At 70.8% G+C, this 25199-nt stretch carries 19 protein-coding genes and 1 pseudogene; 7 read left to right on the top strand and 13 right to left on the bottom strand.

Translation table 11 applies throughout. From position 1 onward, the window contains the following. Positions 1–90: 90 nt before the first annotated feature. The 12 genes from IM697_RS29735 to IM697_RS29785 all read right to left on the bottom strand — a co-directional run bounded on the left by IM697_RS29735 (position 91) and on the right by IM697_RS29785 (position 15448). The gene (locus tag IM697_RS29735) at positions 91–1497 is read right to left on the bottom strand and encodes a ThuA domain-containing protein (RefSeq protein WP_194049936.1); all 1407 of its coding nucleotides are present in this window, start codon (positions 1495–1497) and stop codon (positions 91–93) included. Between the two features lie 21 nt (positions 1498–1518). Beyond that, the gene (locus tag IM697_RS29740) at positions 1519–4038 is read right to left on the bottom strand and encodes a PQQ-dependent sugar dehydrogenase (protein ID WP_194039172.1); all 2520 of its coding nucleotides are present in this window, start codon (positions 4036–4038) and stop codon (positions 1519–1521) included. 103 nt (positions 4039–4141) lie between these two features. Beyond that, complete coding sequence (locus tag IM697_RS29745) at positions 4142–5140, bottom strand: sugar phosphate isomerase/epimerase family protein (RefSeq protein ID WP_194039173.1); 999 nt, start codon at positions 5138–5140, stop codon at positions 4142–4144. Positions 5141–5155: 15 nt separating this feature from the next. Further along, the gene (locus IM697_RS29750) at positions 5156–6415 is read right to left on the bottom strand and encodes a Gfo/Idh/MocA family protein (protein WP_194039174.1); all 1260 of its coding nucleotides are present in this window, start codon (positions 6413–6415) and stop codon (positions 5156–5158) included. 578 nt (positions 6416–6993) lie between these two features. Next, positions 6994–8031: a substrate-binding domain-containing protein gene (locus IM697_RS29755; RefSeq protein WP_407699662.1), complete on the bottom strand. Its 1038-nt coding sequence runs from the start codon at positions 8029–8031 to the stop codon at positions 6994–6996. A 29-nt stretch (positions 8032–8060) separates the two neighbouring features. Then, entirely contained in the window at positions 8061–9080 is a 1020-nt protein-coding gene (locus IM697_RS29760; RefSeq protein ID WP_194039176.1) for an ABC transporter permease, read from the bottom strand. Then, complete coding sequence (locus tag IM697_RS29765; RefSeq protein WP_194039177.1) at positions 9077–10597, bottom strand: sugar ABC transporter ATP-binding protein; 1521 nt, start codon at positions 10595–10597, stop codon at positions 9077–9079. The genes IM697_RS29760 and IM697_RS29765 overlap by 4 nt, the downstream gene beginning before the upstream one ends. Positions 10598–10702: 105 nt before the next feature. Beyond that, positions 10703–11884: an ROK family protein gene (locus tag IM697_RS29770; RefSeq protein WP_194049937.1), complete on the bottom strand. Its 1182-nt coding sequence runs from the start codon at positions 11882–11884 to the stop codon at positions 10703–10705. Between the two features lie 189 nt (positions 11885–12073). Beyond that, positions 12074–12751: a GntR family transcriptional regulator gene (locus tag IM697_RS29775; RefSeq protein WP_194039178.1), complete on the bottom strand. Its 678-nt coding sequence runs from the start codon at positions 12749–12751 to the stop codon at positions 12074–12076. Positions 12752–12904: 153 nt separating this feature from the next. Next, positions 12905–13843 (bottom strand): beta-ketoacyl-ACP synthase III, encoded by a 939-nt coding sequence (locus tag IM697_RS29780; RefSeq protein WP_194039179.1) that lies wholly within the window; start codon positions 13841–13843, stop codon positions 12905–12907. 149 nt (positions 13844–13992) lie between these two features. After that, positions 13993–14127: an MFS transporter small subunit gene (locus IM697_RS45590; protein WP_265582680.1), complete on the bottom strand. Its 135-nt coding sequence runs from the start codon at positions 14125–14127 to the stop codon at positions 13993–13995. Beyond that, entirely contained in the window at positions 14108–15448 is a 1341-nt protein-coding gene (locus IM697_RS29785) for an OFA family MFS transporter (RefSeq protein ID WP_194039180.1), read from the bottom strand. The genes IM697_RS45590 and IM697_RS29785 overlap by 20 nt, the downstream gene beginning before the upstream one ends. A 246-nt stretch (positions 15449–15694) precedes the next feature. Between IM697_RS29785 and IM697_RS29790 the strand changes: the two genes are divergently transcribed. From IM697_RS29790 to fdhD, 5 genes are read left to right on the top strand one after another with little or no spacing between them, the layout of a single operon-like run. Then, positions 15695–16666 (top strand): 2-dehydropantoate 2-reductase, encoded by a 972-nt coding sequence (locus tag IM697_RS29790; RefSeq protein ID WP_194039181.1) that lies wholly within the window; start codon positions 15695–15697, stop codon positions 16664–16666. Then, the gene (locus IM697_RS29795; RefSeq protein ID WP_194039182.1) at positions 16663–18582 is read left to right on the top strand and encodes a molybdopterin oxidoreductase family protein; all 1920 of its coding nucleotides are present in this window, start codon (positions 16663–16665) and stop codon (positions 18580–18582) included. Before IM697_RS29790 ends, IM697_RS29795 begins: the two co-directional genes overlap by 4 nt. Positions 18583–18587: 5 nt before the next feature. Continuing rightward, the gene (locus tag IM697_RS29800) at positions 18588–20405 is read left to right on the top strand and encodes an NADH-ubiquinone oxidoreductase-F iron-sulfur binding region domain-containing protein (RefSeq protein WP_194039183.1); all 1818 of its coding nucleotides are present in this window, start codon (positions 18588–18590) and stop codon (positions 20403–20405) included. Then, positions 20402–21262, top strand: a complete 861-nt coding sequence (locus IM697_RS29805) for a 2Fe-2S iron-sulfur cluster-binding protein (protein ID WP_194039184.1) — start codon at positions 20402–20404, stop codon at positions 21260–21262. The genes IM697_RS29800 and IM697_RS29805 overlap by 4 nt, the downstream gene beginning before the upstream one ends. Positions 21263–21270: 8 nt before the next feature. Then, a complete protein-coding gene (gene fdhD, locus IM697_RS29810) occupies positions 21271–22119 on the top strand; it encodes a formate dehydrogenase accessory sulfurtransferase FdhD (protein ID WP_194039185.1) in 849 nt (282 codons plus the stop codon). Between the two features lie 112 nt (positions 22120–22231). On the opposite strand, the gene IM697_RS29815 is transcribed toward fdhD, so the two are convergent. After that, complete coding sequence (locus IM697_RS29815; protein ID WP_194039186.1) at positions 22232–22759, bottom strand: isochorismatase family protein; 528 nt, start codon at positions 22757–22759, stop codon at positions 22232–22234. Between the two features lie 161 nt (positions 22760–22920). Here IM697_RS29815 and IM697_RS45055 point away from each other — a divergent pair. Together IM697_RS45055 and IM697_RS29820 are read left to right on the top strand one after the other, a co-directional pair. After that, a pseudogene (locus IM697_RS45055) lies at positions 22921–23118 on the top strand (hypothetical protein); the annotation flags it as partial. 182 nt (positions 23119–23300) lie between these two features. Then, the gene (locus tag IM697_RS29820) at positions 23301–25184 is read left to right on the top strand and encodes a sialidase family protein (RefSeq protein WP_194039188.1); all 1884 of its coding nucleotides are present in this window, start codon (positions 23301–23303) and stop codon (positions 25182–25184) included. The last annotated feature ends 15 nt before the right edge of the window (positions 25185–25199 follow it).

A 25199-nucleotide genomic window follows, 5' to 3' on the forward strand; every position in this document is an offset into this window, starting at 1 on the left:
CGTATGTGAGCCCCTTGGGCCGGGCCTCGCCGGAGGCCCGGTGGGGTGAAGACGGCGGGCGGGAGTCCGGCGTCGCCCGCCCGCCGTCGCTCAGTCGCCCTGCGAAGCCGTGGGTCCGGCGGAGTCCGCGGACTCGGTCGGCCTCGTGGGCTTCGTGGGCAGTTCCTTGATCCGGATGTCACGGAAGGACACCTCGTCGTCGGCTCCGTGGTTCTGGATGCCGATGTGTCCGTCGGTGAGGCTCCGGGCCGGGTCGGTGTTGGTGAAGTCGTTGATCTTCACACCGTTGAGATAGACGCGGAGGCGCTCGCCCTCCACGCGGATCTCGTAGGTGTTCCACTCACCCGGCGGGTTCAGCGCGCGGTCACGTTTCTTCAGGTCGGCGGACTTGAAGCCGTACACCGCGCCGGTGGTGCGGTCGGCGGCGTCGGTCGCGTCGATCTGGATCTCATAACCGTTGTTGACGGCCGACCACGGGTCGTCCGAGGGCGGGAAGCCCACGAACACACCGGAGTTGTCGTCGCCGGCCATCTTCCAGTCGAGCTTCACGGAGTACGACCCGAAGCCTGATCCGGCGTACCAGAGCATCCCCATCCCGCCGGTCGAGGTGAGGGTGCCGTCGGCGGCCAGGGTGAAGGAGCCGGGGCCCGCCTGTCGCCAGTCGTCCAGCGAGGCCTGTGTGCCGTCGAAGAGGGGGCGGTAGCCCGTCTCGGGGCGGCAGTCGGCCTGTGCGTCGCCGATCGCCCAGCGGATTCCGCCGAGCAGGTGCTCGCGGAACAGGGGCTCGGCGTAGGACTCCTTGGTGTGGCCGCCCCCGGTGTAGAAGGCGCGGCCGCCCTGGTAGTTCTGGCACCAGGCGATCGGGTGGTCGCCGTTCATGGTGCCGCCGGTGTACGAGGACTCGTCGAGGGACGCCAGGACATGGGCCCGCTCACGGGGGTTCGAGCGGTAGTTGTACCACTCGTCCGTGCGGTTCCAGGTCTGGGCGAGACCCGAGGTCGCCGGGTGGGCGTGGTCCTCGACGTCCACCGTCGCGGGCTGGATCGCCGGGTGCGACTGGAAGTAGGCGCCGGCGAGGCCGCCGTAGAACTCCCAGTCGTACTCGGTGTCGGCGGCCGCGTGGATGCCGACGTACGCCCCGCCCTGCCGGATGTATCCCTCGAACGCCCGCTGCTGGGCGTCGTTCAGGACGTCTCCGGTCGTGGACAGGAACACGACCGCGGCGTAGCGGCCGAGGTTGCCGGCGGTGAAGGCGGCGGCGTCCTCGGTCGCGTCGACCGTGAAGCCGCCCTGCTCGCCGAGCTGCTTGACCGCGGCGACGCCGTCGGGGATGGAGTCGTGGCGGAAGCCGGCCGTCTTGGAGAAGACCAGCACCCGCTCGGCCTTGGCCCCCGGGCGCGGGTCGCGGGTGGACTGTGACGCGGCCGGTCCCGAGACGCAGCCGAGGAGTACGGCCGCTCCCACGACTGCCGTTGTCAGTCGTCCGGTTGGACGCATACGCATGCTTCGTTCCTCCTCTCAGCCCGTCGTGAAGGTGAAGTCGTCCACGTCGTACAGGGCTCCGGTGCCGCTGCCCTTGAAGACCAGGTAGAGCGTGGTGGTGCCCCTGGGCGCGCGGGACAGGTCGGCGCTGACGTCCTGGAAGGTCTCCCAGCCGCCGGTCACCGGGACGGTCGCCTTGCCGAGCAGGGTGCCCGTCGAGGATCCCGCACGGACCTCGAGCGTGCCGCCCGCGCCGCCGGAGGAGATGCGCGCGGTGATCTTCTTGGCGTTGCTCAGGGCGTACGGCGTGAAGGAGATCCAGTCGCCGTTGTTGATGTTGCCGACCGTCCGGCCGCCGTGCGCGGCGTCCTTGGTGATGACGGAGACGCCGGAGCCGTTGCCGAAGTGCTCGGCCTGGCGGTGCTTGGGCTGGGTGACGTTCTGGTCGTGGGTGGTGAGCGGGGCCTGGCCGCCGCCGCCGTTGTCGGTGTACTCGGCGTCGATGACGCCGAAGATGTTGGCGTCCTCGTCATGGCCGCCGTCGGCGCTGGTCTGGAGGGTGCCGGTGCAGCCGTTGGCCGAGGTCAGCGGGTGGCCGTGGCTGTCGTGGCCGAGGATGAAGCTGACCTTGACCTTGGAGCAGTCGATGGTCCGGTCCTCGGGGTCACTGACCTTCACCTTGAACGGGATCCCGTCACCGAAGCTGAACAGCTGTCCGTCCTGCGGGAGTTCCAGCGTCACCTTGGGCGCGGTGTTGCCGACCACGATCTGCACGCTCGCGCTGCCGGTGCGGCCCGAGGGGTCCTTGGCGGTCAGGGTCGCGGTGTAGGTGCCGTTCTTCTTGTAGCGGTGCGTCGGGTTGGCCGCCGTGGACTTGCCGCCGTCGCCGAAGTCCCAGCTGTAGGTCAGGGCGTCGCCGTCCTGGTCGGACGTGCCCTCCGAGGAGAACCGGACCCTGAACGGGGCCTTCCCGGACGTCCTGCTCGCCGCGGCCTGCGCGACCGGCGAGTGTCCGTCGGTGGCGTTCTCGATGCGGTACAGGGCCGAGTTCTCGTCGCCGCCGAACCAGGCGGTGCCGTAGTCGAGGACGTACAGCGCGCCGTCCGGGCCGAAGGCCATGTCCATGATCTGGGTGCCGGTCCACGGGACGTCGTTGATCGACTGCACGGTCCCGGCGTCGTCGCTGACGATCCGCTTGATCCAGCGGCGGCCGAACTCCCCGGCGAAGAAGTTCCCGTCGTAGGCCTCGGGGAACTTCACCGGCGAGTCGAGCGCGGCGTCGTAGTGGTAGACCGGGCCGCCCATCGGCGACTCGGAGCCGGTGCCGAACTCGGGCACGGATCCGCCGTCGTAGGGGATCCAGGCGGCCTGGGCCGGGGGAAGGTCGGTCAGGCCGGTGTTGTTCGGTGAGGTGTTCTTCGGGGCGGCGCAGTCGAAGGCCGCGCCGGACTGGCCGGTGGCGAAGTCGTAGTCGACGTAGGCGTCGTTGTCACCGGTGCAGTACGGCCACCCGAAGTTGCCGGGGCCGGTGACGCGGGCGAACTCGACCTGTCCCGCCGGGCCGCGCGCCGGGTCGGCGGCGCCGGCGTCGGGGCCGTAGTCGCCGACGTAGAGGATCCCCGTCTCCTTGTCGACGCTGAAGCGGAACGGGTTGCGGAAGCCCATCGCGTAGATCTCGGGCCGTGTCTTGTCGGTGCCGGGCGCGAAGAGGTTCCCGTCCGGGATCGAGTAGGAGCCGTCGGCGTTCACCTTGATGCGCAGGATCTTGCCCCGCAGGTCGTTGGTGTTGCCGGAGGAGCGCTGGGCGTCGAAGGCCGGGTTGCGGTTGGCGCGCTCGTCGATCGGGGTGAAGCCGTCCGACTGGAACGGATTGGTGTCGTCGCCCGTTGAGAGATACAGGTTGCCCGCCGCGTCGAAGTCGATGTCACCGCCGACATGGCAGCACAGGCCGCGGGAGGCGGGGATGTCGAGGATCTTCGTCTCGCTGGCCGTGTCGAGCGTGCCGTCGGTCTTCAGGACGAAGCGGGAGAGGCGGTTGACGCCGTCGAAGGGGGCGAAGTCGGCCGCCGTCCCGGTCTCGGGGGCGTCGCCGGCGGGGGTGTCGAGCGGGGGTGCGTAGTAGAGGTAGATGAAGCGGTTCTCGGCGAATCCGGGGTCGACGCCGACGCCCTGCAGGCCTTCCTCGTCGTGGGTGTACACGTCGAGCTTGCCCGCGAGTTCGGTGTTGCCGGCCGCGTCGGTGAGGCGCAGTTCGCCGTCGCGGGAGGTGTGCAGGACCGAGCGGTCCGGGAGGACGGCGAGCGACATGGGCTCGCCGACCTCCGGTTCGCCCTTGGCGAGGGTGACCTGCTGGAAGTCCTCGGCCGCGGCGGCCTCAGCGGCAGCCGCGGCGGTCCCCTCGCCGGCGACGGCTGCGCCGGCCTGGGGTGCGGTGAAGGTGAGTGTCGCGCCCGCCAGCAGCGCGCCGCTCAGCAGTGCCACCGCCTTGCGGAAGGACGGGCGTCGTCTGTGGGTCTCGCTTCTGCCGGTGCTGGTGATGCGGTCGTTCCCGTGCACGAGTGCCTCCAGAAAGGGGCCGGTTGTACGGGCGGGTGCGTGCGCCGGGATGCGCCGTCATCCCGGAGAGCGAAGGCAGGGCTCGACGAGCCCTTGGGACGGGTCAGTTGCCGAACGCCGCGTCGAAGGAGGCGGACGGCGGCTCGAAGTCGTAGGCCTTGAGACGGGTCAGCGCCTCGGGGGCGCCCTGGAGCCGGTCCATGCCGGCGTCCTCCCACTCGACGGAGATCGGTCCCTGGTAGCCGATGGAGCGCAGCATCCGGAAGACGTCCTCCCAGGGCACGTCGCCGTGCCCGGCCGACACGAAGTCCCAGCCCCGGCGCGGGTCGCCCCACGGCAGATGGGAGCCGAGGCGGCCGTTGCGTCCGTCGAGGCGCTTGCGGGCCTCCTTGCAGTCGACGTGGTAGATGCGGTCGCGGAAGTCCCAGAGGAAGCCGACCGGGTCGAGGTCCTGCCACACGAAGTGCGAGGGGTCGAAGTTCAGCCCGAAGGCCGGGCGGTGGTCGACGGCTTCGAGGGTGCGTACGGTCGTCCAGTAGTCGTAGGCGATCTCGCTCGGGTGGACCTCGTGCGCGAACAGCACACCCTCCGCGTCGAAGACGTCGAGGATCGGGTTCCAGCGCTCGGCGAAGTCCGCGTAGCCGCGTTCGATCATCGACTCGGGCGCGGGCGGGAACATGGCGACCAGATGCCAGATGGCGGAGCCGGTGAAGCCGATCACGGTGTCGACGCCGAAGGCGGCCGCGGCGCGCGCGGTGTCCTTCATACGGTCCGCGGCGCGCCGCCGTACCCCCTCCGGGTCGCCGTCGGCCCACACCTCGCCCGGCAGGATGGCCTGGTGGCGTTCGTCGATGATGGCGTCGCAGACGGCCTGGCCGACCAGGTGGTTGGAGATCGCCCAGCACTTGAGGCCGTACTTGTCGAGCAGGGCCTTCCTGGAGTCGATGTACGACGGGTCCGCCAGGGCCTTGTCGACCTCGAAGTGGTCGCCCCAGCAGGCGAGTTCGAGCCCGTCGTAGCCGAAGTCGCGGGCGAGCCGACAGACCTCCTCCAGCGGCAGGTCGGCCCACTGGCCGGTGAACAGCGTGAACGTACGCGGCATGGCGCGTCAGCCTCCTCAGACCGCGATCGGGGTGTAGACGGAGTTCTTCTCGGCGCTCTCCTCCACCGCCGCGAGCACGCGCTGCACCTGCAGCCCGTCGGCGAAGGAGGGCTCGGGCCGGCGGCCCTCGGCGATGGCGTGGACCAGGTCGCGGGCCTGGTGGACGAAGGTGTGCTCGTAGCCGAGGCCGTGGCCCGGGGGCCACCAGGCCTCCAGGTAGGGGTGGTCGGGTTCGGTGACGAGGATGCGGCGGAAGCCGGCGTGCGCTCCCGGTTCCGTGCCGTCGTGGTAGGCGAGTTCGTTGAGCCGCTCCAGGTCGAAGGCGATCGAGCCGTGTTCGCCGTTGAGCTCGATGCGCAGGGCGTTCTTGCGGCCGGTGGCGTAGCGGGTGGCCTCGAAGGAGGCGAGGGCGCCGGAGCCGAAGCGGCCGGTGAACACGGCGGCGTCGTCGACGGTGACCTGGCCGGTGGCGCCCTCGGCCGAGACGGCGGACAGGCCCTTGACGGCCCCGCCGGGCAGCGGACGTTCCCGTACGAAGGTCTCGGTCAGGGCGGACACGCCGCTCAGCCGCTCCCCCGCCAGGTACTGCGCGAGGTCGATGATGTGCGCGCCCAGGTCGCCGAGCGCGCCCGAGCCGGCCAGCTCCTTGCGCAGCCGCCAGGTGAGCGGGAACTGCGGGTCAACCAGCCAGTCCTGGAGGTAGGTCACCCGTACGTGGCGCAGGCTGCCGAGGCGGCCCTCGGCGACCATGCTGCGGGCGAGGGCGGTGGCGGGCACCCGGCGGTAGTTGAAGCCGACCATCGCCAACTGGCCGCGCCCGTACGCCTCTTCGGCCGCCGCGACCATCGCCTCGGCCTCCTCGACGCTGTTCGCGAGGGGCTTCTCGCACAGCACGTGCTTGCCCGCGGCCAGCGCGGCGAGGGCGATCTCGGCGTGGCTGTCGCCGGGGGTGCAGATGTCGACGAGGTCGATGTCGTCCCGCTCGATCAGAGCCCGCCAGTCGGTCTCCGCGGTCGCCCAGCCGTGCCGGTCGGCCGCCGCGCGCACCGCCGCCGCGTCCCGTCCGCAGATCGCGGCCAGGACCGGGGTGCGGGGGAGGTCGAAGACACGGCCCGCGGTGCGCCAGCCCTGCGAGTGGGCGGCGCCCATGAAGGCGTAGCCGACCATGCCGACGCGCAGTGGTGGCTTCCCGGCCCCCGTGCCCGGTGCTCCCGCCTCGCCGGCCGTGGCCCGTGCCTCCGCCTCGGCCTCTTCGGGCTGCTGCGGCTGTCCCATGCGATGGTCCTCCTCGTCGTCGTGGAGCGGTGGGGGGTTGGGGCGTCCTGCGCACGTCGCGGTCGGGTCGTCCGGGCGTTGACCGCCTGGCGCACGGGTCTCGCGGTCGTCACCGCCGTGCCCGTGACCACCAGGGCCGTGTCCGGAGCGGCCGGAGCCGTGTCACAGGCGGCGCGGTGGCCATGACCCGGGCTGCGGCACCGGCCGGACTGCGGCACCGGCTCGACCGCGGTGCCGGCTCGCTCACCGGCCCGAGGCCCGCGCACCGACCGGGACCCGGATCCGACCGAGGCCCGGATCCGACCGAGGCCCGGATCCAGCCGGAGCCAACGCACCGGCATCGACCGGCGCACCCGCCGAGCCCCGCCCACCGGCGTTGCCCCGGACCGGCGCCCTGCTCCGATCCCCCGGCACCGGCCCACCCGCGAAATCCGTCCGCCATGTGGCCGGCCCGGCCGCGCAGGTACGACAGCCCCGGCCGCGGCACAGCCCGCCCGGCGACGTCCCCGGCTCGATCCGCTGGACGCTCCCGGCTGCCCTGCCCGACGACCCCTCGGCCCCGTCGGGCAGGGTGCGCCTCACTTGAAGCCGGTGGACATGTACTGGTCGACGTTGGTCTTGTCGACGACCGCCGAGTAGAGCGTGATCGAGGCGGGGATCTCGAACTCCGCCATGCCGCCGACGCCCTTGCCCTGGCCCAGCGCACGGGCCAGGTCGATGGCCGACGCGGCCATGGTCGGCGGGTACAGGACGGTGGCCTTGAGGACACCGTCGTCCTGCTTGATGGCCTGGAACGCGGACAGCGCGCCCGCGCCGCCGACCATCAGGAAGTCGTCGCGTCCGGCCTGGTCGATGGCGCGCAGCGCGCCCACGCCCTGGTCGTCGTCGTGGTTCCACAGCGCGTCGAACTTCGACTGCGCCTGGAGCAGTTGGGCCATCTTGGCCTGTCCGGACTCGACGGTGAACTCGGCTGCCTGACGGGCCACCTTCTTGATGTTGGGGTAGTTCTTCAGCGCGTCGTCGAAGCCCTGGGTACGCTGCTTGGTCAGCTCCAGGTTGTCCAGGCCGGCCAGTTCGATGACCGTGGCATTGGACTTGCCCTTGAGCTTCTCGCCGATGTAGTGCCCGGCGTTGAGGCCCATGCCGTAGTTGTCGCCGCCGATCCAGCAGCGGTACGCCTGCGGGGTGTTGAAGATCCGGTCGAGGTTGATGACCGGGATGTCCGCGCGCATCGCCTTCAGGCCGACCTGGGTGAGGGCCTTGCCGTCGGCGGGCAGCACCACCAGCACGTCGACCTTCTTGTTGATCAGTGTCTCTATCTGGCCGATCTGCGCGGCGGTGTCGTTCGACCCCTCGGTGATCTCCAGCGTCACGTCGGAGTACTTCTTCGCCCGGCTCTTGGCGTTGTCGTTGATCGCGTTGAGCCAGCCGTGGTCGGCCTGCGGTCCGGCGAAGCCGATGGTGACCTGCTTGCCGGGCTTGTCGTCGGCGGCCGGCTGGTCGTTCGCGGCCGGCTCGTCCTTGGACTCGTTGCTCGTGCAACCCGTGAGGAGGGCACCGGCGCCTACGGCGGCGGTCCCGAAGAGCAGCCCTCTGCGACTGGTGAAGCGGCTCATGGTCTCTGGCATGGCGGTGAACCCTTTCCTCAGGTCGTGCTCGCGGTACGGCGCTGGACCAGCACGGCGGCGACGATGATCGCGCCCTTGGCGATCTGCTGGACGTCGCTCTGCAGGTTGTTCAGGGCGAAGATGTTGGTGATCGTGGTGAAGATCAGGACGCCGAGCACGGAGCCGGTGATGGTGCCGCGGCCCCCGCTGAGCAGCGTGCCGCCGATGATCGCGGCCGCGATGGCGTCGAGTTCGTAGAGGTTGCCGTTGGTGTTCTGACCGGAGCCGGACAGGATGATCAGCAGGAAGGCGGCGATGCCGCAGCACAGTCCGGACAGCAGGTAGAGGTAGAGCCGCTGGCGGCGTACGTCGATGCCGGCGAGGCGGGCGGCCTCCGCGTTGCCGCCGACGGCGACCGTGCGCCGCCCGAAGGTGGTGCGGTTCAGCACCAGCCAGCCGATGATCGTCACGACCGCGAACACCATGACCAGCGGCGGGATGCCGAGCACATAGGCGTCGCGCTCGCCGAGGTCCAGCACGGAGGGGATGGTGACGATCTGTGTCTTGCCGTCGGTGATCTGGAGGGCCAGGCCGCGCGCGGAGGCCAGCATGGCGAGCGTGGCGATGAACGGGACCATGCCGCCGTACGCGATCAGCAGGCCGTTGACCAGTCCGCACCCCACGCCGACCAGTACGGCCGTGAAGAGGATGCCGCCGAAGCCGTACTCCTGGGTGGCCACCGTCGTCGCCCACACCGAGGCGAGCGCGACGATCGCGCCGACGGACAGGTCGATGCCGCCGGAGGTGATGACGAAGGTCATGCCGACGGTGACGACGCCGATCACGGAGGCCTGGGTGAGGACGAGTTGGAGGTTGCGGGTGTCCAGGAACTGGTCCGGCTTGGTGATGCCGCCGATGATGATCAGCGCGGCGAGGACGCCGAGCAGGGAGAGCGTGCGCACGTCGGCGCGGGCGATCAGGCCCCGCCAGGCGGGGGGTCCGTCGGCCGACGGCACCTTGCCGGTGCTGTCCCGCGGCGGGGAGGCGTGCTGCGTCATGACGCCGGGCTTCCTTCCATGACGAGGTCGAGTACGCGGTGTTCGTCGAGTTCACGCGCGGGCGCCGTGTGCACGACACGGCCCTCGCGCAGCACCAGGACGCGGTCGGCGAGGCCGAGCACCTCGGGCACCTCGCTGGAGACCAGCAGCACGGCGAGGCCTTCGTCGGCCAGTCGGCGTACCACCGCGTACAGTTCGGCGCGGGCGCCGACGTCGACGCCGCGGGTGGGTTCGTCGAGCAGCAGGACGCGGCAGCCGCGCAGCAGCCAGCGGGCCAGGACGGCCTTTTGCTGGTTGCCGCCGGAGAGCGTGCGTACCGGCACCGACGGGTTGTCGGGGCGCAGCGACAGCTCGCGTGTCGCGGCCCGCGCCGCGCCCAGTTCGGCGGTGCGGTCGATCCAGCCGCCGCGTGAGAAGCGGGACATGGAGGACACCGAGACATTGCGGGTGACGGACTCCAGCATCAGCAGGGCCTGCGCCTTGCGTTCCTCGGGGGCGAGCCCGAGTCCGGCGCGCACGGCGGCCCGTACGCTGCCCGGCTTCAGCGCCCGGCCGTCCACGAGGACCTGGCCCGCGGTGGGCTTCCTGGCGCCGTAGATCGTCTCCAGGATCTCGGAGCGCCCCGAGCCGACCAGTCCGGCGAGCCCGACGATCTCCCCGGGCCGCACGCTCAGGTCGAGGGGCTCGAACTCCCCGTCGCGGGCGAGTCCGCGCACCTCCAGCAGCGGTTTGTCGGCCGTCGCGTCCTTCATCGGCCGCTCGGGGAACACGTACTCGACGTTGCGTCCCGTCATCATCGCCACGACGTCACGCGTCGGCGTCGTCTTCGCCGGGAGCCCGCCCGCCACGGCCCGCCCGTCCTTCAGCACGGTCACCCGGTCGCCGATCCGGCGGATCTCCTCCAGCCGGTGCGAGATGTAGACGACGGCGACTCCGGCGGCGGTGAGGTCGCCGACGATGCGGAAGAGGTTGTCGACCTCGTCGGGGTCGAGGGCGGCGGACGGCTCGTCCATCACGATCAGCCGTACGTCGTGGGAGAGCGCCCGGGCCATCGACACGATCTGCTGCTGGGCCGCCGACAAGTCCCCGACCAGGCGCCCCGGTTGGATCTCGGGATGCCCAAGCCGCTTGAGCAGCTGGGCGGTTGAATCTCTGGCGGCCTTTCCGCGTACGACGAATCCGGCGGCCGTGGGTTCATGGCCGAGGTGGACGTTCTCGGCCACCGACAGGTGTTCCACCAGGTCGAGTTCCTGGTAGATGGTGGCGATGCCGAGGCGCATCGCGGCGATCGGCGAGCGGAGGGTGACCTCGTCGCCGCGCCAGCGGATGGTGCCGGTGTCGGGCTGGTGGGCGCCGGCCAGGACCTTGATGAGGGTGGACTTGCCGGCGCCGTTCTGGCCGAGCAGGCAGTGCACTTCACCGGCCTGGACGTCGAGGTCGACGCCGTCGAGGGCGCGGACTCCGGGGAACGACTTGGTGATGCCGTTCATGGTGAGCAGCGGTGGTTCTGGTGCCATGAGGTCCCCTTGGCGGGCGTGCGGGCCGGTTCAGGGCAGGGCGAGGCGGGGCGCGGTGCTGGTACAGCCGTACTGAACTGAGTGCTGCCGTACTGAGCTGAGTGCTTACGCGGGTGAGAACAGGTGGTCGCTGATGAGCCGGGCCGCGCCGATGACTCCGGCGGTGGGGCCCAACTCACCCAGGACGATGGGGAGGTTGCCGGTCGCCAGGGGCAGCGACTGGCGGTAGACCTGGGTGCGGATCGCGGCGAGCAGGTTGTGGCCGAGGCCGGTCACCCCGCCGCCGATCACCACCAGGCCGGGGTTGAAGAAGCTGACGAGTCCGGCGATGACCTGGCCGACGCGGTTGCCGCCCTCGCGGATCAGGTCGAGTGCGGTGGCGTCGCCGGCGGCGGCCGCGGCGGCGACGTCTACGGCGGTCAGGGTGCCGTTCGCCGCCAGCCGCGAGGCGAGTTCCTCCGACCGCCCCTGCTGGGCCGCCTCGATGGCGTCCCGGGCGAGGGCCGCCCCGCTGAAGTGGGCCTCCAGACAGCCCCGGTTGCCGCAGGCGCAGGGGCGGCCGTCGGGCACGGCCTGGATGTGCCCGATGTCGCCCGCGCTGCCGGTGACACCGCGGTGGACGTCACCGCCCGCGACGATGCCGCAGCCGATGCCGGTGCCGATCTTGACGCAGAGGAAGTCGCCCACGGAGCGTGCGACGCCCGCGTGCTGCTCCCCCATCGCCATGAGGTTCACGTCGTTGTCGACCATGACCGGGCAGCCCAGTTCCTGGCTGAGCGCCTCCCGCACCGGGAAGCCGTCCCAGCCCGGCATGATCGGCGGGGCCACCGGGACGCCCTCGGGGAAGCGGACGGGGCCGGGGACGCCGATGCCGGCGCCGTCGAACCCCTCCGCGAGCCCGGAGGCCTTCAACTTCGCGGCCATGGACAGGACTTGCTCGAAGACCGCGACCGGGCCCTCGCGTACGTCCATGGGCTGGTTGAGGTGGCCCAGGATCTCCAGTTCGGCGTTGGTGACGGCGACGTCGACCGAGGTCGCGCCGATGTCGACGCCGAGGAAGCGCAGCCCGGGATTGAGCCGGATGTTGTGGGAGCGGCGGCCACCGCGCGAGGCGGCGAGTCCGTCGGCCACGGCCAGGCCCGTCTCCAGCAGGCGGTCCACCTCCACGGCCAGCTTGGACCGTGAGAGGTCGATCTGATCGCCCAGCTGGGCCCGGGAGTTGGGCCCCGCGTCACGCAGCAGCCGGAGCAGCTTGGCCTGATGGGCGTTCGCGGGTCGCGCCGTCATGCGTCTCACGAGCCCCTCCCCGCCTCAATCGGCCTGAGCGCGCCGGGTTTCGGCCACTTCCGTGACCTGCTTTCGAGGGGAACGTAGCAGCGGCTGCCGGGGGTGGGAAGAACTTGCGCAGAGATTGCCGTCAACTTTCTCCACTCACAGGACAAAGCCGAGGGCGCACCGGATCACATGTGGCTGCGCTCAGGACTTGGCGCGCTCGTGATACGACCGGCGCGTGTGCTCCGTGTGCTCCCGCATGAGCTGGGTGGCCTGTTGTTCGTCGCGGGCGGTGATCGCGGCGATCATGCCGCGGTGCTCGATCCAGGACTGGTGGCCGCGCTGGCGGGCGACCGGCGTGTAGTACCAGCGGACGCGGCGGTCGACCTGGGCCGCGAGGCCCGCGAGGACCGCGTTGCCGGCCAGCTCCATGATCTTCGCGTGGAAGCGGGCGTTGAGGGCGACGGCGGCGTCCACATCATCGGCGGCGACGGCCTTCTCGCCCTCGGCGCACAGCTCTTCCAGGGCCTTGATGCCGGCGCTGTCGGCGTTCGCGGCGGCCAGCCGGGCGGCCTCGGCCTCCAGCAGGGTGCGGACGGTGAGGAGCTGATCGGCCTCCGCCTCCGTCGGCTCGTGCACGAACGCGCCCTGCGCGGGCCGCAGATCGACCCAGCCCTCGGTGTTCAGCCGCTGCAGCGCCTCACGCACCGGCTGGCGCGACACGCCGAGGTGACCTGCCAGTTCGCTCTCGACCAGATGCTGGCCGGGCTGGAGGGCGCGGGTGGTGATCAGTTCGAGCAGCGCCTCGTAGACACGGTCGCGCAGCGGGCCGGGCCGTTCGAGCTTGGGCACCGCGCCCTGCGGCAGTCCTGTCGACAACATCGGTTCCCCTCCTGGGCGAACGCCGGGCGACTGCGTCCGGTAGCCGACCGTCACTGAAAGCCAGTATCGATTGTCTTTCGTCTACAGTCTACGGCGCACAAAGGCCAGGGAACGGGGAAGTCGGCCACGTCACACCGCGGCCTCGCACCGGTGTCAGGGGCAGCGCACGACCTGGCCCGCATACGACAGGTTCCCGCCGAACCCGAACAGCAGCACCGGGTCCCCGGTCGAGATCCGCCCCTGCTCCACCAGCTTGGACAGCGCCAGCGGGATGCTCGCCGCCGAGGTGTTCCCGGACTCGGCGACATCCCGCGCGACCACGGCGCTGACCGCGCCGAGCTTGAGGGCGAGGGGCTCGATGATGCGCAGGTTGGCCTGGTGCAGCACGACCCCGGCGAGGTCCTCGGGCGCGAGGCCCGCCCGCTCGCAGGCCCTGCGGGCGATGGCCGGCAGCTGGGTCGTCGCCCAGCGGTAGACGCTCTGCCCCTCCTGCGCGAACCGCGCCGGCTGCCCCTCGATGCGCACCGCGTGCCCCATCTCGGGCACCGAACCCCACAGCACCGGTCCGATGCGGGCCTCCTCGGCCGCCTCCACGACGGCGGCGCCGGCCCCGTCGCCGACCAGCACACAGGTAGTGCGGTCGCTCCAGTCCGTCACGTCGGACATCTTGTCGGCGCCGATCACCAGCGCCCGGGCCGCGGCCCCCGCCCGCACCGCGTGGTCGGCGGTGGCCAGGGCGTGGGTGAAGCCGGCGCACACGACATTGACGTCCATCGCGGCGGGCGAGGGGATGCCGAGCCGGGCCGCGACGCGCGCGGCCATGTTCGGGGAGCGGTCGATGGCGGTGGAGGTGGCGACCAGGACCAGGTCGATGTCGCCGGGAGCGAGGCCGGCCGCCGCGAGCGCCTTGGCGGCGGCGTGCGCGGCGAGCTCGTCGACCGGCTCGTCGGGCCCGGCGATGTGGCGCGTACGGATGCCCACCCGGGACGTGATCCACTCGTCACTGGTGTCGACCATGCCCGCGAGGTCCTCGTTGGTGAGTACCTTCGCGGGCTGATAGTGGCCGACTGCGGCGATGCGCGAGCCGTTCATCGATGGTGATCCCCTCGGGCCTCGGGTAGCGGGATTCACCAGTCTGATCAGTGACTCACGGGTATGACGGCACGTGATGCCACAGGAATCGGGCGCCCGCGTTGTCGGCTTCCATCAGGCCCTCGGACGCCCGGACAACTCCCGAACACCTACCCGGTGAACAGCTGCGTCGCCTTTCGTACGAGTTCGTAGACCCCGTAGGCGAGCGGAATCCCCACCCACACCCAGGCGAACGCGATCAGCCCACGTCGGCCGGGCGGACTGCTACTGCTGTCGCTGGACATCGGCGGCCTCCTTCTCCTGCTGCGCGTTCGACGCCGGGGCGGGAACGTGATGGCGCGGGTGGACGGGCCGGACGAGTTCGTTGGCGACGAATCCGATGGCGAGCAGCCCGATCATGATGAACAGGGACAGGGTGTACAGGGACGAGCCGTCCTTGCCGGCCTCCTCCTGCCGGTCGGCGATCCAGTTCACGATCAGCGGCCCGAGGACGCCGGCCGTGGACCAGGCGGTGAGCAGCCGGCCATGGATGGCGCCCACCTGGTAGGTGCCGAAGAGGTCCTTCAGATAGGCGGGGATGGTCGCGAAGCCGCCGCCGTAGAAGGACAGGATCACCAGCGCGCACAGGATGAACAGCGGCTTGGAGGAGTCGCCGGCCAGGGCGATGAGCCCGTACATCAGCGCGCCGACGCCCAGGTACACCCGGTAGATGTTCTTGCGCCCGATCAGGTCGGAGGTCGACGACCAGGCGATGCGGCCCGCCATGTTGGCGGCGGACAGCAGGGCGACGAAGCCGGCGGCGGCCGACGCCGACACCGTTGTCGAGGTGTTCGCGAAGAAGTCCGTGATCATCGGCGCGGCCTTCTCCAGGATGCCGATGCCGGCGGTCACGTTCATGCAGAGCACGACCCACAGACACCAGAACTGCGGGGTGCGCACGGCGTTGCGGGCGGACACCTGCGGCCCGTCGAGGGCGCTGGGCCCGTCGCCGACCGGCTTCTCGGTGCGCGGCACGCGGACCAGCAGCACGCCGAGCAGCATGAACACGGCGTACGACAGACCGTGCACCAGGAACGCCATCGCGATCCCGGAGCTGTCGCTGCCGAACGACTCCAGCATCTGTGCCGACCAGGGCGAGGCGATCAGCGCGCCGCCGCCGAAGCCCATGATGGCGATGCCGGTGGCCATGCCGGGCCGGTCCGGGAACCACTTGATCAGCGTGGAGACCGGCGAGATGTAGCCGATGCCCAGGCCGATGCCGCCGACGAAGCCGTAGCCGAAAACGATCAGCCAGTACTGCTCGGTGGCCGCGCCGAGGGCGGAGAGCAGGAAGCCGGACGAGAAGCAGATCAGGGCGACGGTCATGGCCCAGCGCGGGCCGTTGCGCTCCACCAGCGTGCCGCCGAACGCGGCCGACAGCCCGAGCATGACGATGCCGAGCTGGAAGGGCAGCGCGCTCTGCGTGCCGCTGAGGCCGAGGGCGGATTCGAGCGGCGGCTTGAACACGCTCCACGCGTAGGCCTGGCCGATGGACAGATGGACCGACAGAGCGGCGGGCGGAACCAGCCAGCGGCTCCATCCCGGGGGAGCTACAGGGGGACTCATGATCCCGAACGGTAAGGAGCGGCGGGGGAGTTGAGAAGGCGGCGCGTCGACCGTATGCGATGAGCGGTATGCAGGACGCGATGAACGGTCGAACGCCGTGCGCGAACCCTTGCTGCGCCCCAATCCATACTGTAGACAATATTCAGTCGACGAGATTTCGACCTGCTCGACCCATGGATCTGATCGTCGACCCCAACTTCCCAGCCACCTCCGCGGTACTCCCTCGACCGAACGGAGCGTTCCGAAGTGAAAGTTGCAGTCCTCGGCGCCGGTGCCATCGGCGCCTACGTCGGAGCCGCGCTCCATCGCGCCGGCGCCGACGTGCACCTGATCGCCCGTGGACCGCATCTGGCGGCCATGAGGCAGCACGGAGTGCGGGTGCTCAGTCCGCGCGGCGACTTCACCGCCCGCGCCCACGCCACCGACGACCCGGTCGAGATCGGCCCGGTCGACTATGTCTTCCTGGGGCTGAAGGCCAACTCGTACGCGGCGTGCGGGCCGCTGATCGAGCCTCTTCTCCACGATCGCACCGCGGTCGTGGCCGCCCAGAACGGCATCCCCTGGTGGTACTTCCACCGGCACGGCGGCCCGCACGACGGCCACCGCGTCGAGAGCGTGGACCCCGACGGCGCGGTCAGTGCGGTGATCGCGCCCGAAAGGGCCGTCGGCTGCGTCGTCTACGCCGCCACCGAACTCGAAGGCCCAGGTGTCGTACGGCACTTGGAAGGCACCCGGTTCTCCATCGGCGAACCCGACCGCAGTGTGTCCAAGCGCTGTCTGGACCTCAGCGAGGCCATGATCGCCGGTGGCCTGAAATGCCCGGTCGAACCCGACCTGCGCAACGACATCTGGCTCAAGCTGCTCGGCAACATCTCCTTCAACCCGATCAGCGCGCTGGCCCGCGCCACCATGCGGCAGATGTGTCTGCACGGCGGCACCCGCAAGGTCATCGAGATCATGATGACCGAGACGCTCTCGGTCGCCGAGGCCCTCGGCTGCGAGGTCGGCGTCTCCATCGAGCGCCGGCTCGCGGGCGCCGAGCGGGTCGGCGACCACCGCACCTCCACGCTCCAGGACCTGGAGCGCGGCAAGCCGCTCGAACTCGACGTACTCCTCGCGGCGGTCGTCGAGTTGGCGGAGATCACCGGCGTCCAGGTGCCCACCCTGCGCACCGTGCACGCCATCTCGGACCTGCTCGCGCTGAGGAGCGCCGCATGAGGAAGCGTGAACCGAAGACCTACACCCGTCTGACCCACCCCCTGGTGCGGGACTCCCGCGACGAGCCGTTCCGGCAGGCGACCTGGGAGGAGGCCCTGACCCGCGCGGCCGAGGGACTGGCCCGCAACCGAGGCGCCTTCGGCATGTTCTCCTGCGCCCGTGCCACCAACGAGATGAACTACGTGGCGCAGAAGTTCGCCCGCGTCGTCATGGGCACCAACAACGTCGACTCCTGCAACCGCACCTGCCACGCGCCGAGCGTGGCGGGCCTGTCGGCGGCCTTCGGCTCGGGCGGTGGCACCTCCTCGTACGAGGAGATCGAGCACACCGACGTCATCGTGATGTGGGGCTCCAACGCCCGCTTCGCACACCCGATCTTCTTCCAGCACGTGCTCAAGGGCATCAGGAACGGCGCCCGGATGTACGCGGTGGATCCGCGCCGCACCTCCACCGCCGAGTGGGCGGAGAGCTGGCTCGGCCTCAACGTCGGCACCGACATCCCGATGGCCCACGCGATCGGCCGCGAGATCATCCACGCGGGCCTGGCGAACGAGGCGTTCATCGAGCGGGCGACCAGCGGCTTCGAGGAGTACAAGGCGCTGGTGGAGCCGTGGACGCTGTCTCTCGCCGAGAAGGTCACGGGCGTACCCGCCGCCGCCATACGGGAGTTGGCGCACGCCTACGCCCGCGCCGAGCGCGCCCAGCTGTGCTGGACCCTCGGCATCACCGAGCACCACAACGGCACCGACAACGTCCGCGCACTGATCAACCTGTCCCTGCTGACCGGCCACGTCGGCCGTTACGGCAGCGGGCTCCAGCCCCTGCGCGGCCAGAACAACGTCCAGGGTGGCGGCGACATGGGCGCGATCCCCAACCGCCTCCCCGGCTTCCAGGACATCCTCGACCCCGACACCCGCCTGAAGTTCGAGTCGGCCTGGGACACCGTGATCCAGCCGCACTACGGCCTCAACCTCACCCAGATGTTCGAGGCGATGGAGGAGGGCACGCTCAAGGCCGTCTACTGCATCGGCGAGAACCCGGCGCAGTCGGAGGCGGACAGCGAGCAGGCCGTACGGCGCATGGGGCAGCTCGACTTCCTCGTCGTCCAGGACATCTTCCTGACGAGGACGGCCGAGCTGGCCGACGTCGTCCTCCCCGCGACCGCCGGGTGGGCCGAGACCGAGGGCACCACCACCAACAGCGAGCGCCGGGTCCAGCGGGTGCGCCGGGCCGTCACCGCACCCGGCGAGGCGCGCGAGGACATCGACATCATCTGCGAGCTGGCGGCACGGCTCGGCCACGAGTGGAAGTACGCGGACGCCGAGGCGGTGTGGAACGAGCTGCGCTCGGTCTCCCCCGACCACTACGGGATGACGTACGAACGCCTGGCGGAGCACCAGGGCATCCAGTGGCCGTGCCCGAGCACCGAGCAGCTCGAACCGACGTACCTGCACGGCCGGTTGTGGGAGGGGGATCCGGCGCGGCGCGGCAGGCCGGCGCCGTTCGGGATCGTCCAGCACGATCCGCCGGTCGACCTCACCGACGAGGAGTACCCCGTCCGGCTCACCACCGGGCGACGGCTCGACTCGTACAACACCGGGGTGCAGAGCGGGAGTTTCGCCTCCCCGCTGCGGCGCGGCGAGTACGTCGAGCTCAGCCCGGAGGACGCCGAGCGCTACGGGGTCGTCGTCGGCGAGGAGGTCCAGGTGACCTCGCGGCGCGGTGCGGTCGTGGCACCGGTGTGGGTCGACACGGCGCTGCGGCCCGGGCTCGCCTTCATGACCATGCACTTTCCCGACGAGGTGGACACCAACCAGCTCACGATCGAGGCGAACTGCCCGATCGCGGGCACGGCGGAGTTCAAGGCGTCGGCGATCCGGATCGAGAAGCTCCCCGTCGCGACCATCGTGAGGTGACGTAAGTGGACCTGCACTTCGGCGACAGCAAACCGACGGACGACGAACGGGCGGCCGTCGACGCCCTGTTGGGCCCACCGGAGTCGTCGTGGGAGGGTGCCGACCGCTCCGACGCGGACCTCAGGTGGGCGCGCGGCGGACGCGAGGCCCGGGACCGCCGCGACCTGCTGTTGCCGGGGCTGCACGCCATCAACGACCGGATCGGCTGGATCAGCGAGGGCGCCCTCGACTACCTGTGCCGGCGCCTGACGGTGCCGCCGTCGGAGGCGTACGGGGTGGCCACCTTCTACGCCATGTTCTCCGTGAAGCCGCGTCCGGCCACGGTGCTGCACGTCTGCACCGACCTGGCGTGCGCGGCCACGGGGGCGTCCGAGCTGTGCGCCGGGATCGAGTCGGCTCTCGGTCCCGGTGTCCATGTCGAGCGCAGCCCCTGTCTGGGCCTGTGCGAACGGGCTCCGGCCGCGCTCGCGATCAAGGCCGGGGATCCGGTGCGTACGGCGGTCTCGGCGCCGGCGACCGTGCACGACGCCGTCCTCGCCGCCAGCGCACCGGACTCGGCGCCGCAGGAGCCGCCGGCGGCGATGGCGGTACCGCAGGCCGGGGATCCCGGACTGACCCTGCTGAGCCGGGTCGGGGTCGTCGACCCTTCCTCGCTGGACGACTACCGCGCCCACGGCGGCTACACCGCGCTGCGCCGGGCCTTCGAGATCGGTCCCGCCGGAGTCATCCGTGAGGTCACCGACTCCGGCCTGGTCGGGCGCGGCGGCGCCGCCTTCCCCACCGGCCGCAAATGGCAGGCCACGGCGTCCCAGCCCGACCATCCGCACTACCTCGTCTGCAACGCCGACGAATCGGAGCCGGGCACCTTCAAGGACCGCGTGATCATGGAGGGCGACCCCTATGCGCTGATCGAGGCGATGACGATCGCGGCGTATGCGACGGGCGCCCACAAGGGCTACCTGTATCTGCGCGGCGAGTATCCACGGGCGCTGGCGCGCCTGGAGCACGCCATCGCGCAGGCACGCGCGCGTGGGCTGCTCGGGGACGACGTCCTCGGGCAGGGATACGCCTTCGACATCGAGATCAGGCGAGGGGCGGGGGCGTACATCTGCGGCGAGGAGACGGCCCTGTTCAACTCCATCGAGGGCTACCGGGGCGAGCCGCGCTCGAAGCCGCCGTTCCCGGTGGAGAAGGGGCTGTTCGGCAAGCCGACCGTCGAGAACAACGTGGAGACGCTGGTCAATGTGCTGCCGATCCTGACCATGGGCGCCCCGGCGTACGCGGCGATCGGAACGGAGCGGTCCACCGGGCCGAAGCTGTTCTGCGTGTCAGGGAGTGTGGCGCGGCCCGGGATCTACGAGCTGCCCTTCGGCGCGACACTGGGCGAGCTGCTGGAGCTGGCCGGGGTCCGGGACGGGCTGCGTGCGGTGCTGCTGGGCGGGGCGGCCGGCGGCTTCGTACGGCCGGACGAGCTCGGCATCCCGCTGACCTTCGAGGGCACGCGCGAGGCGGGCACGACGCTCGGCTCGGGTGTGGTCATGGCCTTCGACGACACCGTCCCGCTGCCCCGGCTGCTGCTGCGCATCGCCGAGTTCTTCCGGGACGAGTCGTGCGGGCAGTGCGTGCCGTGCCGGGTCGGGACCGTACGGCAGGAGGAGGCGCTGCACCGGATCGCCGAGCGCACGGGTGCGGCGGCCGCCGATGACATCGCCCTGCTCAGGGAGGTCGGCCGCGCGATGCGGGACGCCTCGATCTGCGGTCTGGGGCAGACCGCGTGGAACGCCGTGGAATCCGCCATCGACCGTCTGGGGGCGTACGAATGACCGTGGTACCGCTGGGGATCCCGCGCCGGCTGCTGGAGTTCACGATCGACGGGGAGCCCGTGCGCACGACGGAGGGCTCCACGATCCTGGACGCCTGCCGGGCGGCGGGGAAGGACATCCCGACCCTGTGCGAAGGGGACACGCTCAGGCCCAAGAACGCCTGCCGGGTGTGCGTGGTGGAGGTCGAGGGGTCCCGGACCCTGGTACCCGCCTGCTCACGCAAGGCCGAGGCCGGCATGGAGGTGCGGACCGGCACCGAGCGGGCCCGGCACAGCCGCAAGATCGTGCTGGAACTGCTCGCCTCGTCGGTGGATCTGTCGACGACCTCGCAGGTCGCCGGATGGATCAAGGAGTACGAGGCGAAGCCGGACCGGTTCGGCCCGGACGCGGCGCGGCTCAACGAGGAGCCGAAGGTCGACAACGAGCTGTATGTGCGGGACTACGACAAGTGCATCCTCTGTTACAAGTGCGTGGACGCGTGTGGGGACCAGTGGCAGAACAGCTTCGCGATCTCCGTGGCCGGACGCGGGTTCGACGCGCGGATCGCGGTGGAGCACGACGCGCCGCTGACCGATTCGGCGTGCGTGTACTGCGGGAACTGCATCGAGGTGTGCCCGACGGGGGCCCTGTCCTTCAAGTCCGAGTTCGACATGCGGGCGGCGGGCACCTGGGACGAGAGCGCGCAGACCGAGACGACGACCGTGTGCGCGTACTGCGGTGTGGGCTGCAACCTCACGCTTCACGTGCAGGACAATGAGATTGTCAAGGTCACCTCGCCGCACGACAACCCGGTGACCCACGGCAACCTCTGTATCAAGGGCCGCTTCGGCTACCAGCACGTACAGAACCGGGACTGAGACACGACATGGGACGAGTCACGGAACGACGCAAGGTGATCCGGATCCGGGACGGGGCGATCTCGACCCGGCCGGACACCCTCGTCGCCGAGGAACCGCTGGAGATCCGGCTCAACGGCAAGCCGCTGGCGATCACGATGCGCACGCCGGGTGACGACTTCGCGCTGGCCGCCGGGTTCCTGGTGAGCGAGGGGGTGCTCGGCGCGGCCGGGGACCTCCAGAACATCGTCTACTGCGCGGGCGCCACGGTGGACGGCTCGAACACCTACAACGTGGTGGACGTGAAGACGGCGCCGGACGTGACCGTCCCCGACATCACCCTCGAACGGAACGTGTACACGACGTCGTCCTGCGGCCTGTGCGGCAAGGCGTCACTCGATGCCGTCCGTACGACGGCCCGCTGGCCGATAGCCGACACTCCCCCGGTCCGGGTCGACCCCGAACTGCTCGCGAGCCTCCCCGACCGGCTGCGCGCGGCCCAGCGGGTCTTCGACCGGACCGGGGGCCTGCACGCGGCGGCCCTGTTCACCGAGGACGGCGAGCTGCTGGACATACGGGAGGACGTGGGCCGGCACAACGCGGTCGACAAGCTGGTCGGCCGCGCCCTGCAGAACGGCGACCTGCCGCTGTCCCGGACGCTCCTGCTGGTCTCGGGGCGGGCCAGCTTCGAGCTGGCGCAGAAGGCGGTGATGGCGGGGATCCCGGTGCTCGCGGCGGTCTCGGCGCCGTCCTCGCTGGCGGTGGATCTCGCCGCGGAGACCGGGCTGACGCTGGTGGGCTTCCTGCGCGGCAGCTCCATGAACGTGTACGCGGGCGAACACCGGCTCGCTCTGCGGACCGCGGCCGCCCAGGCCTGACCGGCTCCCCGCGACACGGCGGCGGGGCCCCGACCGGCGGGGAGCGCCCCCTGCGCCGTGCTGGGGCCCCGCCGTTTTGACAGCTCGGTGGCCTACGGGGTGCGCCGGCCGCTCAGCCACTGGTGAGCGACACGTCCGCGGCCCGGGCCACCGATCCCAGCCGGGGAAAGTCCAGGCGCACCGACGCGTCGTGCTCCGCCGCCGTGAACGCCGTCATCGCGTCCTCCACGAAGACCAGGTCGTAGCCGAGGTCGCCGGCCGCGCGGGCCGTGGACTCGACGCCCAGGTTGGTGGCGATGCCGCCGAGCACCAGGGTGGTGACGCCGCGTTCGCGGAGGCGGTCGTCCAGGCCCGTGCCCTGGAAGCCGCCGATGGTCCGCTTCACGATCTCGACGTCGCCGTCCTTCAGCAGGCCGGCCACCAGGCCGCTGCCGGGCGGTTGCTCGGCGACGCCGGGGCGTTCGACGCGGACGAGGACGACGGTGGCGCCGCGGGAGCGGAAGGCCGCCGCCAACTCCTCGCAGGTCGCGAGGACTTCGGTGCCCTTACGGGGCTCCAGGGGCAGCGCGACGATGCGGTCCATGAGATCGACTAGCACGAGGGCGGTGCGTGCGGCTTCGAGCACGAGGGGTGCGGTCATGACGGAACGTTATCCGCCATCAGCTCTGCGTACCGGAAATCCGGATCAACGGGTCCAGGAATCGGTCACGTTCAGCGGGCGAGAGAAGCCGGGGAGGGGGGCCGTTGGTGTTCCCCATGGCTCCTGGAGGTGTGATGCGTCGCGTCCGCTGCGAATCCAGGCTCGGGGCGCTGGGGGCCGCCCGGCCTCGGGAGGGGGAGGCGGCGCTGGTCACCGCCGCGGCGAGCGGCGCCCTCGCGTCGCTCACGCCCGGCGGGCGGCTCGTGGCCTACAGTTCGGACGGCGGAACAATTCAGACATATGACCTTCTTGTCGGCGCCGAGTCCGTCATCGGATTCCAGCCGGCCCGGATCGCTCGCGGCGATCGAGTCGCGGGGCAACAGAGGGAAAGTGGTACTCCATCCGTGATGTGACACGTGCACGGTTCTTGTGATGTGTGCGATAGCCCAACTAACGTCTGTGATGCGCACTTTGGACGTGGGATGTCCGAATGTTCAGATGCCTGGACGGATGACCAGACGATGAAAGGGCGGGCCGCACCATGCCTTCAAGAGTTCGCGCACGTCTCAGAGCCGCCCTCGTCACGGCCGTCGCCACCTCGGCGACGGCCGTGGCGTTAAGTCCCGCGGAGTCCCAACCGGCCAAGACGGCGCCGGTGTTCGAGCAACAGGTGCTGTTCCGGGCGTCCCAGGATCCCGGGTACGCCTGCTTCCGCATCCCCGCGATCGTGAAGACCAAGGACGGCACGCTGCTGGCGTTCGCCGAGGGGCGGGTGCTCAACTGCGGCGACGCCGCCGACATCGACATCGTGCTGAAGCGGTCGACGGACGGCGGCCGCACCTGGGGTCCGCTCCAGGTCGTCAACGAGGGCGGCGGCGACACGCACGGCAACCCGGCGCCGATCGTGGACCGCGAGACCGGCCGCATCCTGCTGGCGGAGACGTACAACACGGGGCGTACGGACAGCGGCAGTTGCTCGGTGCCATGTGATCGCACACCGCATCTGCAGTACAGCGACGACGACGGCCGGACCTGGTCCCGGCCACGCGATCTGAGCGGCTCGATACTGCCCCCGAACTGGAACTCCTGGTACGCCACCGGCCCCGTGCACGGTATCCAGCTCACCAAGGGCAAGCACGCCGGGCGTCTGGTCTTCGGCGTCAACACCGAGACCTGGGACGGCAGTCGGGTCACCGCCAACCACGCCGCCCTCATCGTCAGCGACGACGGCGGTGACAACTGGCGGATCGGCGCGACCGACTCCTGGCCCATCTCCGCCGCCGACGGCACCTTCCGGCAGAAGCCGTCCGAGGTGACCCTCACCGAGCGCGCGGACGGCACGATCCTCATCAGCGGCCGGGAGCAGGACGGCACCGACCTCGGGCACCGCGCGCAGACGTACAGCAGCGACGGCGGCGACAGCTTCACCGGGCCCTTCCGCGACCTTCCGGACCTCTACACGCCCCAGGTGCAGGGCGCCACGCTCCGCCTGGGCGACCGCATCCTGCTGTCCGCCCCGGGCGACCCGGACCGGCGCCGGACGATGATGATCCGCAGCTCCTACGACGGCGGCGCCGGCTGGGACAGCGTGGACCGCGGCAAGGTCGTCACCACCGACTGGTCCGGCTACTCCGACATGGTGGACATCGACGCGTCCACGGTGGGCCTGATGTACGAGGGCGGTGCGGTCGACGCGCGGGACGAGATCCGCTTCGCGCGGTTCAACGAGGACTGGCTCGGGCCTCGGCGCGGCCCGGACCCGACCACCCCCGACCTCGCCATCGGCGCACCCCGCGCGACCGTGCTCGGCGGCCCCGAGGTGACGGACGGCGTGCTCGGCAACGCCCTGCAGTTCGACGGGGACGACGACGCCGTACGCCTGCCGTATCGGACGAGTCTGCCGCTCGGGACCCGTGAGTTCACGGTGTCGCTGTTCTTCCGGTACTCCGCCACCAGCGGTGAGCAGCCGTTCCTGTGGATGGGCGGGATCGGCGCCAGTCAGCCCCAGGTCTGGCTGCGCGGCGAGCCCGGCAACGACCGGGTGCGCGCCCTGATCACCACGCGGGAGGGGTTCGGGACGGTGCGCACCTCCTCCGTGTGGGCCGGCGGCGCCGCCAACGACGGCCAGTGGCATCACCTCGCCCTGCGGCGCGGCGGCGGGCGGCTGACGCTGTTCCTCGACGGACGGGCGATCAGCACCACGGACGTGCCCGGGTCGGTCAGCCGGAACTCACCGTTCGGCGTGCACATCGGGCAGCGCATGGACAGCCGGGCCTTTCTCACCGGCGCGATCGACGACGTACGCGTGTGGAACCGGGCGCTCGGCGACGAGGAGCTCAGCGCCGCGGCGCTGCGGGCCACCCCCCGCGAGAAGGTGAACACCCGCGACACCGTCCTGTGGCTGCCCATGGACCAAGTGGGCTGAGGCCACTAACGTCCC

It is taken from the genome of Streptomyces ferrugineus, assembly GCF_015160855.1.
GTDB lineage: Bacteria > Actinomycetota > Actinomycetes > Streptomycetales > Streptomycetaceae > Streptomyces > Streptomyces ferrugineus.

What these genes read in the sequence shown, in the direction of transcription:
- IM697_RS29765 (WP_194039177.1), bottom strand. Translation starts at nt 10,597, where the DNA reads ATGGCACCAGAACCACCGCTGCTCACCATGAACGGCATCACCAAGTCG.
- IM697_RS29820 (WP_194039188.1), top strand. Translation starts at nt 23,301, where the DNA reads ATGCCTTCAAGAGTTCGCGCACGTCTCAGAGCCGCCCTCGTCACGGCC.
- IM697_RS29805 (WP_194039184.1), top strand. Translation starts at nt 20,402, where the DNA reads ATGACCGTGGTACCGCTGGGGATCCCGCGCCGGCTGCTGGAGTTCACG.
- IM697_RS29755 (WP_407699662.1), bottom strand. Translation starts at nt 8,031, where the DNA reads ATGAGCCGCTTCACCAGTCGCAGAGGGCTGCTCTTCGGGACCGCCGCC.
- IM697_RS29795 (WP_194039182.1), top strand. Translation starts at nt 16,663, where the DNA reads ATGAGGAAGCGTGAACCGAAGACCTACACCCGTCTGACCCACCCCCTG.
- IM697_RS29770 (WP_194049937.1), bottom strand. Translation starts at nt 11,884, where the DNA reads ATGACGGCGCGACCCGCGAACGCCCATCAGGCCAAGCTGCTCCGGCTG.
- IM697_RS29785 (WP_194039180.1), bottom strand. Translation starts at nt 15,448, where the DNA reads ATGAGTCCCCCTGTAGCTCCCCCGGGATGGAGCCGCTGGCTGGTTCCG.
- IM697_RS29775 (WP_194039178.1), bottom strand. Translation starts at nt 12,751, where the DNA reads ATGTTGTCGACAGGACTGCCGCAGGGCGCGGTGCCCAAGCTCGAACGG.
- IM697_RS29735 (WP_194049936.1), bottom strand. Translation starts at nt 1,497, where the DNA reads ATGCGTCCAACCGGACGACTGACAACGGCAGTCGTGGGAGCGGCCGTA.
- IM697_RS45590 (WP_265582680.1), bottom strand. Translation starts at nt 14,127, where the DNA reads ATGTCCAGCGACAGCAGTAGCAGTCCGCCCGGCCGACGTGGGCTGATC.
- IM697_RS29780 (WP_194039179.1), bottom strand. Translation starts at nt 13,843, where the DNA reads ATGAACGGCTCGCGCATCGCCGCAGTCGGCCACTATCAGCCCGCGAAG.
- IM697_RS29745 (WP_194039173.1), bottom strand. Translation starts at nt 5,140, where the DNA reads ATGCCGCGTACGTTCACGCTGTTCACCGGCCAGTGGGCCGACCTGCCG.
- IM697_RS29815 (WP_194039186.1), bottom strand. Translation starts at nt 22,759, where the DNA reads ATGACCGCACCCCTCGTGCTCGAAGCCGCACGCACCGCCCTCGTGCTA.
- fdhD (WP_194039185.1), top strand. Translation starts at nt 21,271, where the DNA reads ATGGGACGAGTCACGGAACGACGCAAGGTGATCCGGATCCGGGACGGG.
- IM697_RS29750 (WP_194039174.1), bottom strand. Translation starts at nt 6,415, where the DNA reads ATGGGACAGCCGCAGCAGCCCGAAGAGGCCGAGGCGGAGGCACGGGCC.
- IM697_RS29760 (WP_194039176.1), bottom strand. Translation starts at nt 9,080, where the DNA reads ATGACGCAGCACGCCTCCCCGCCGCGGGACAGCACCGGCAAGGTGCCG.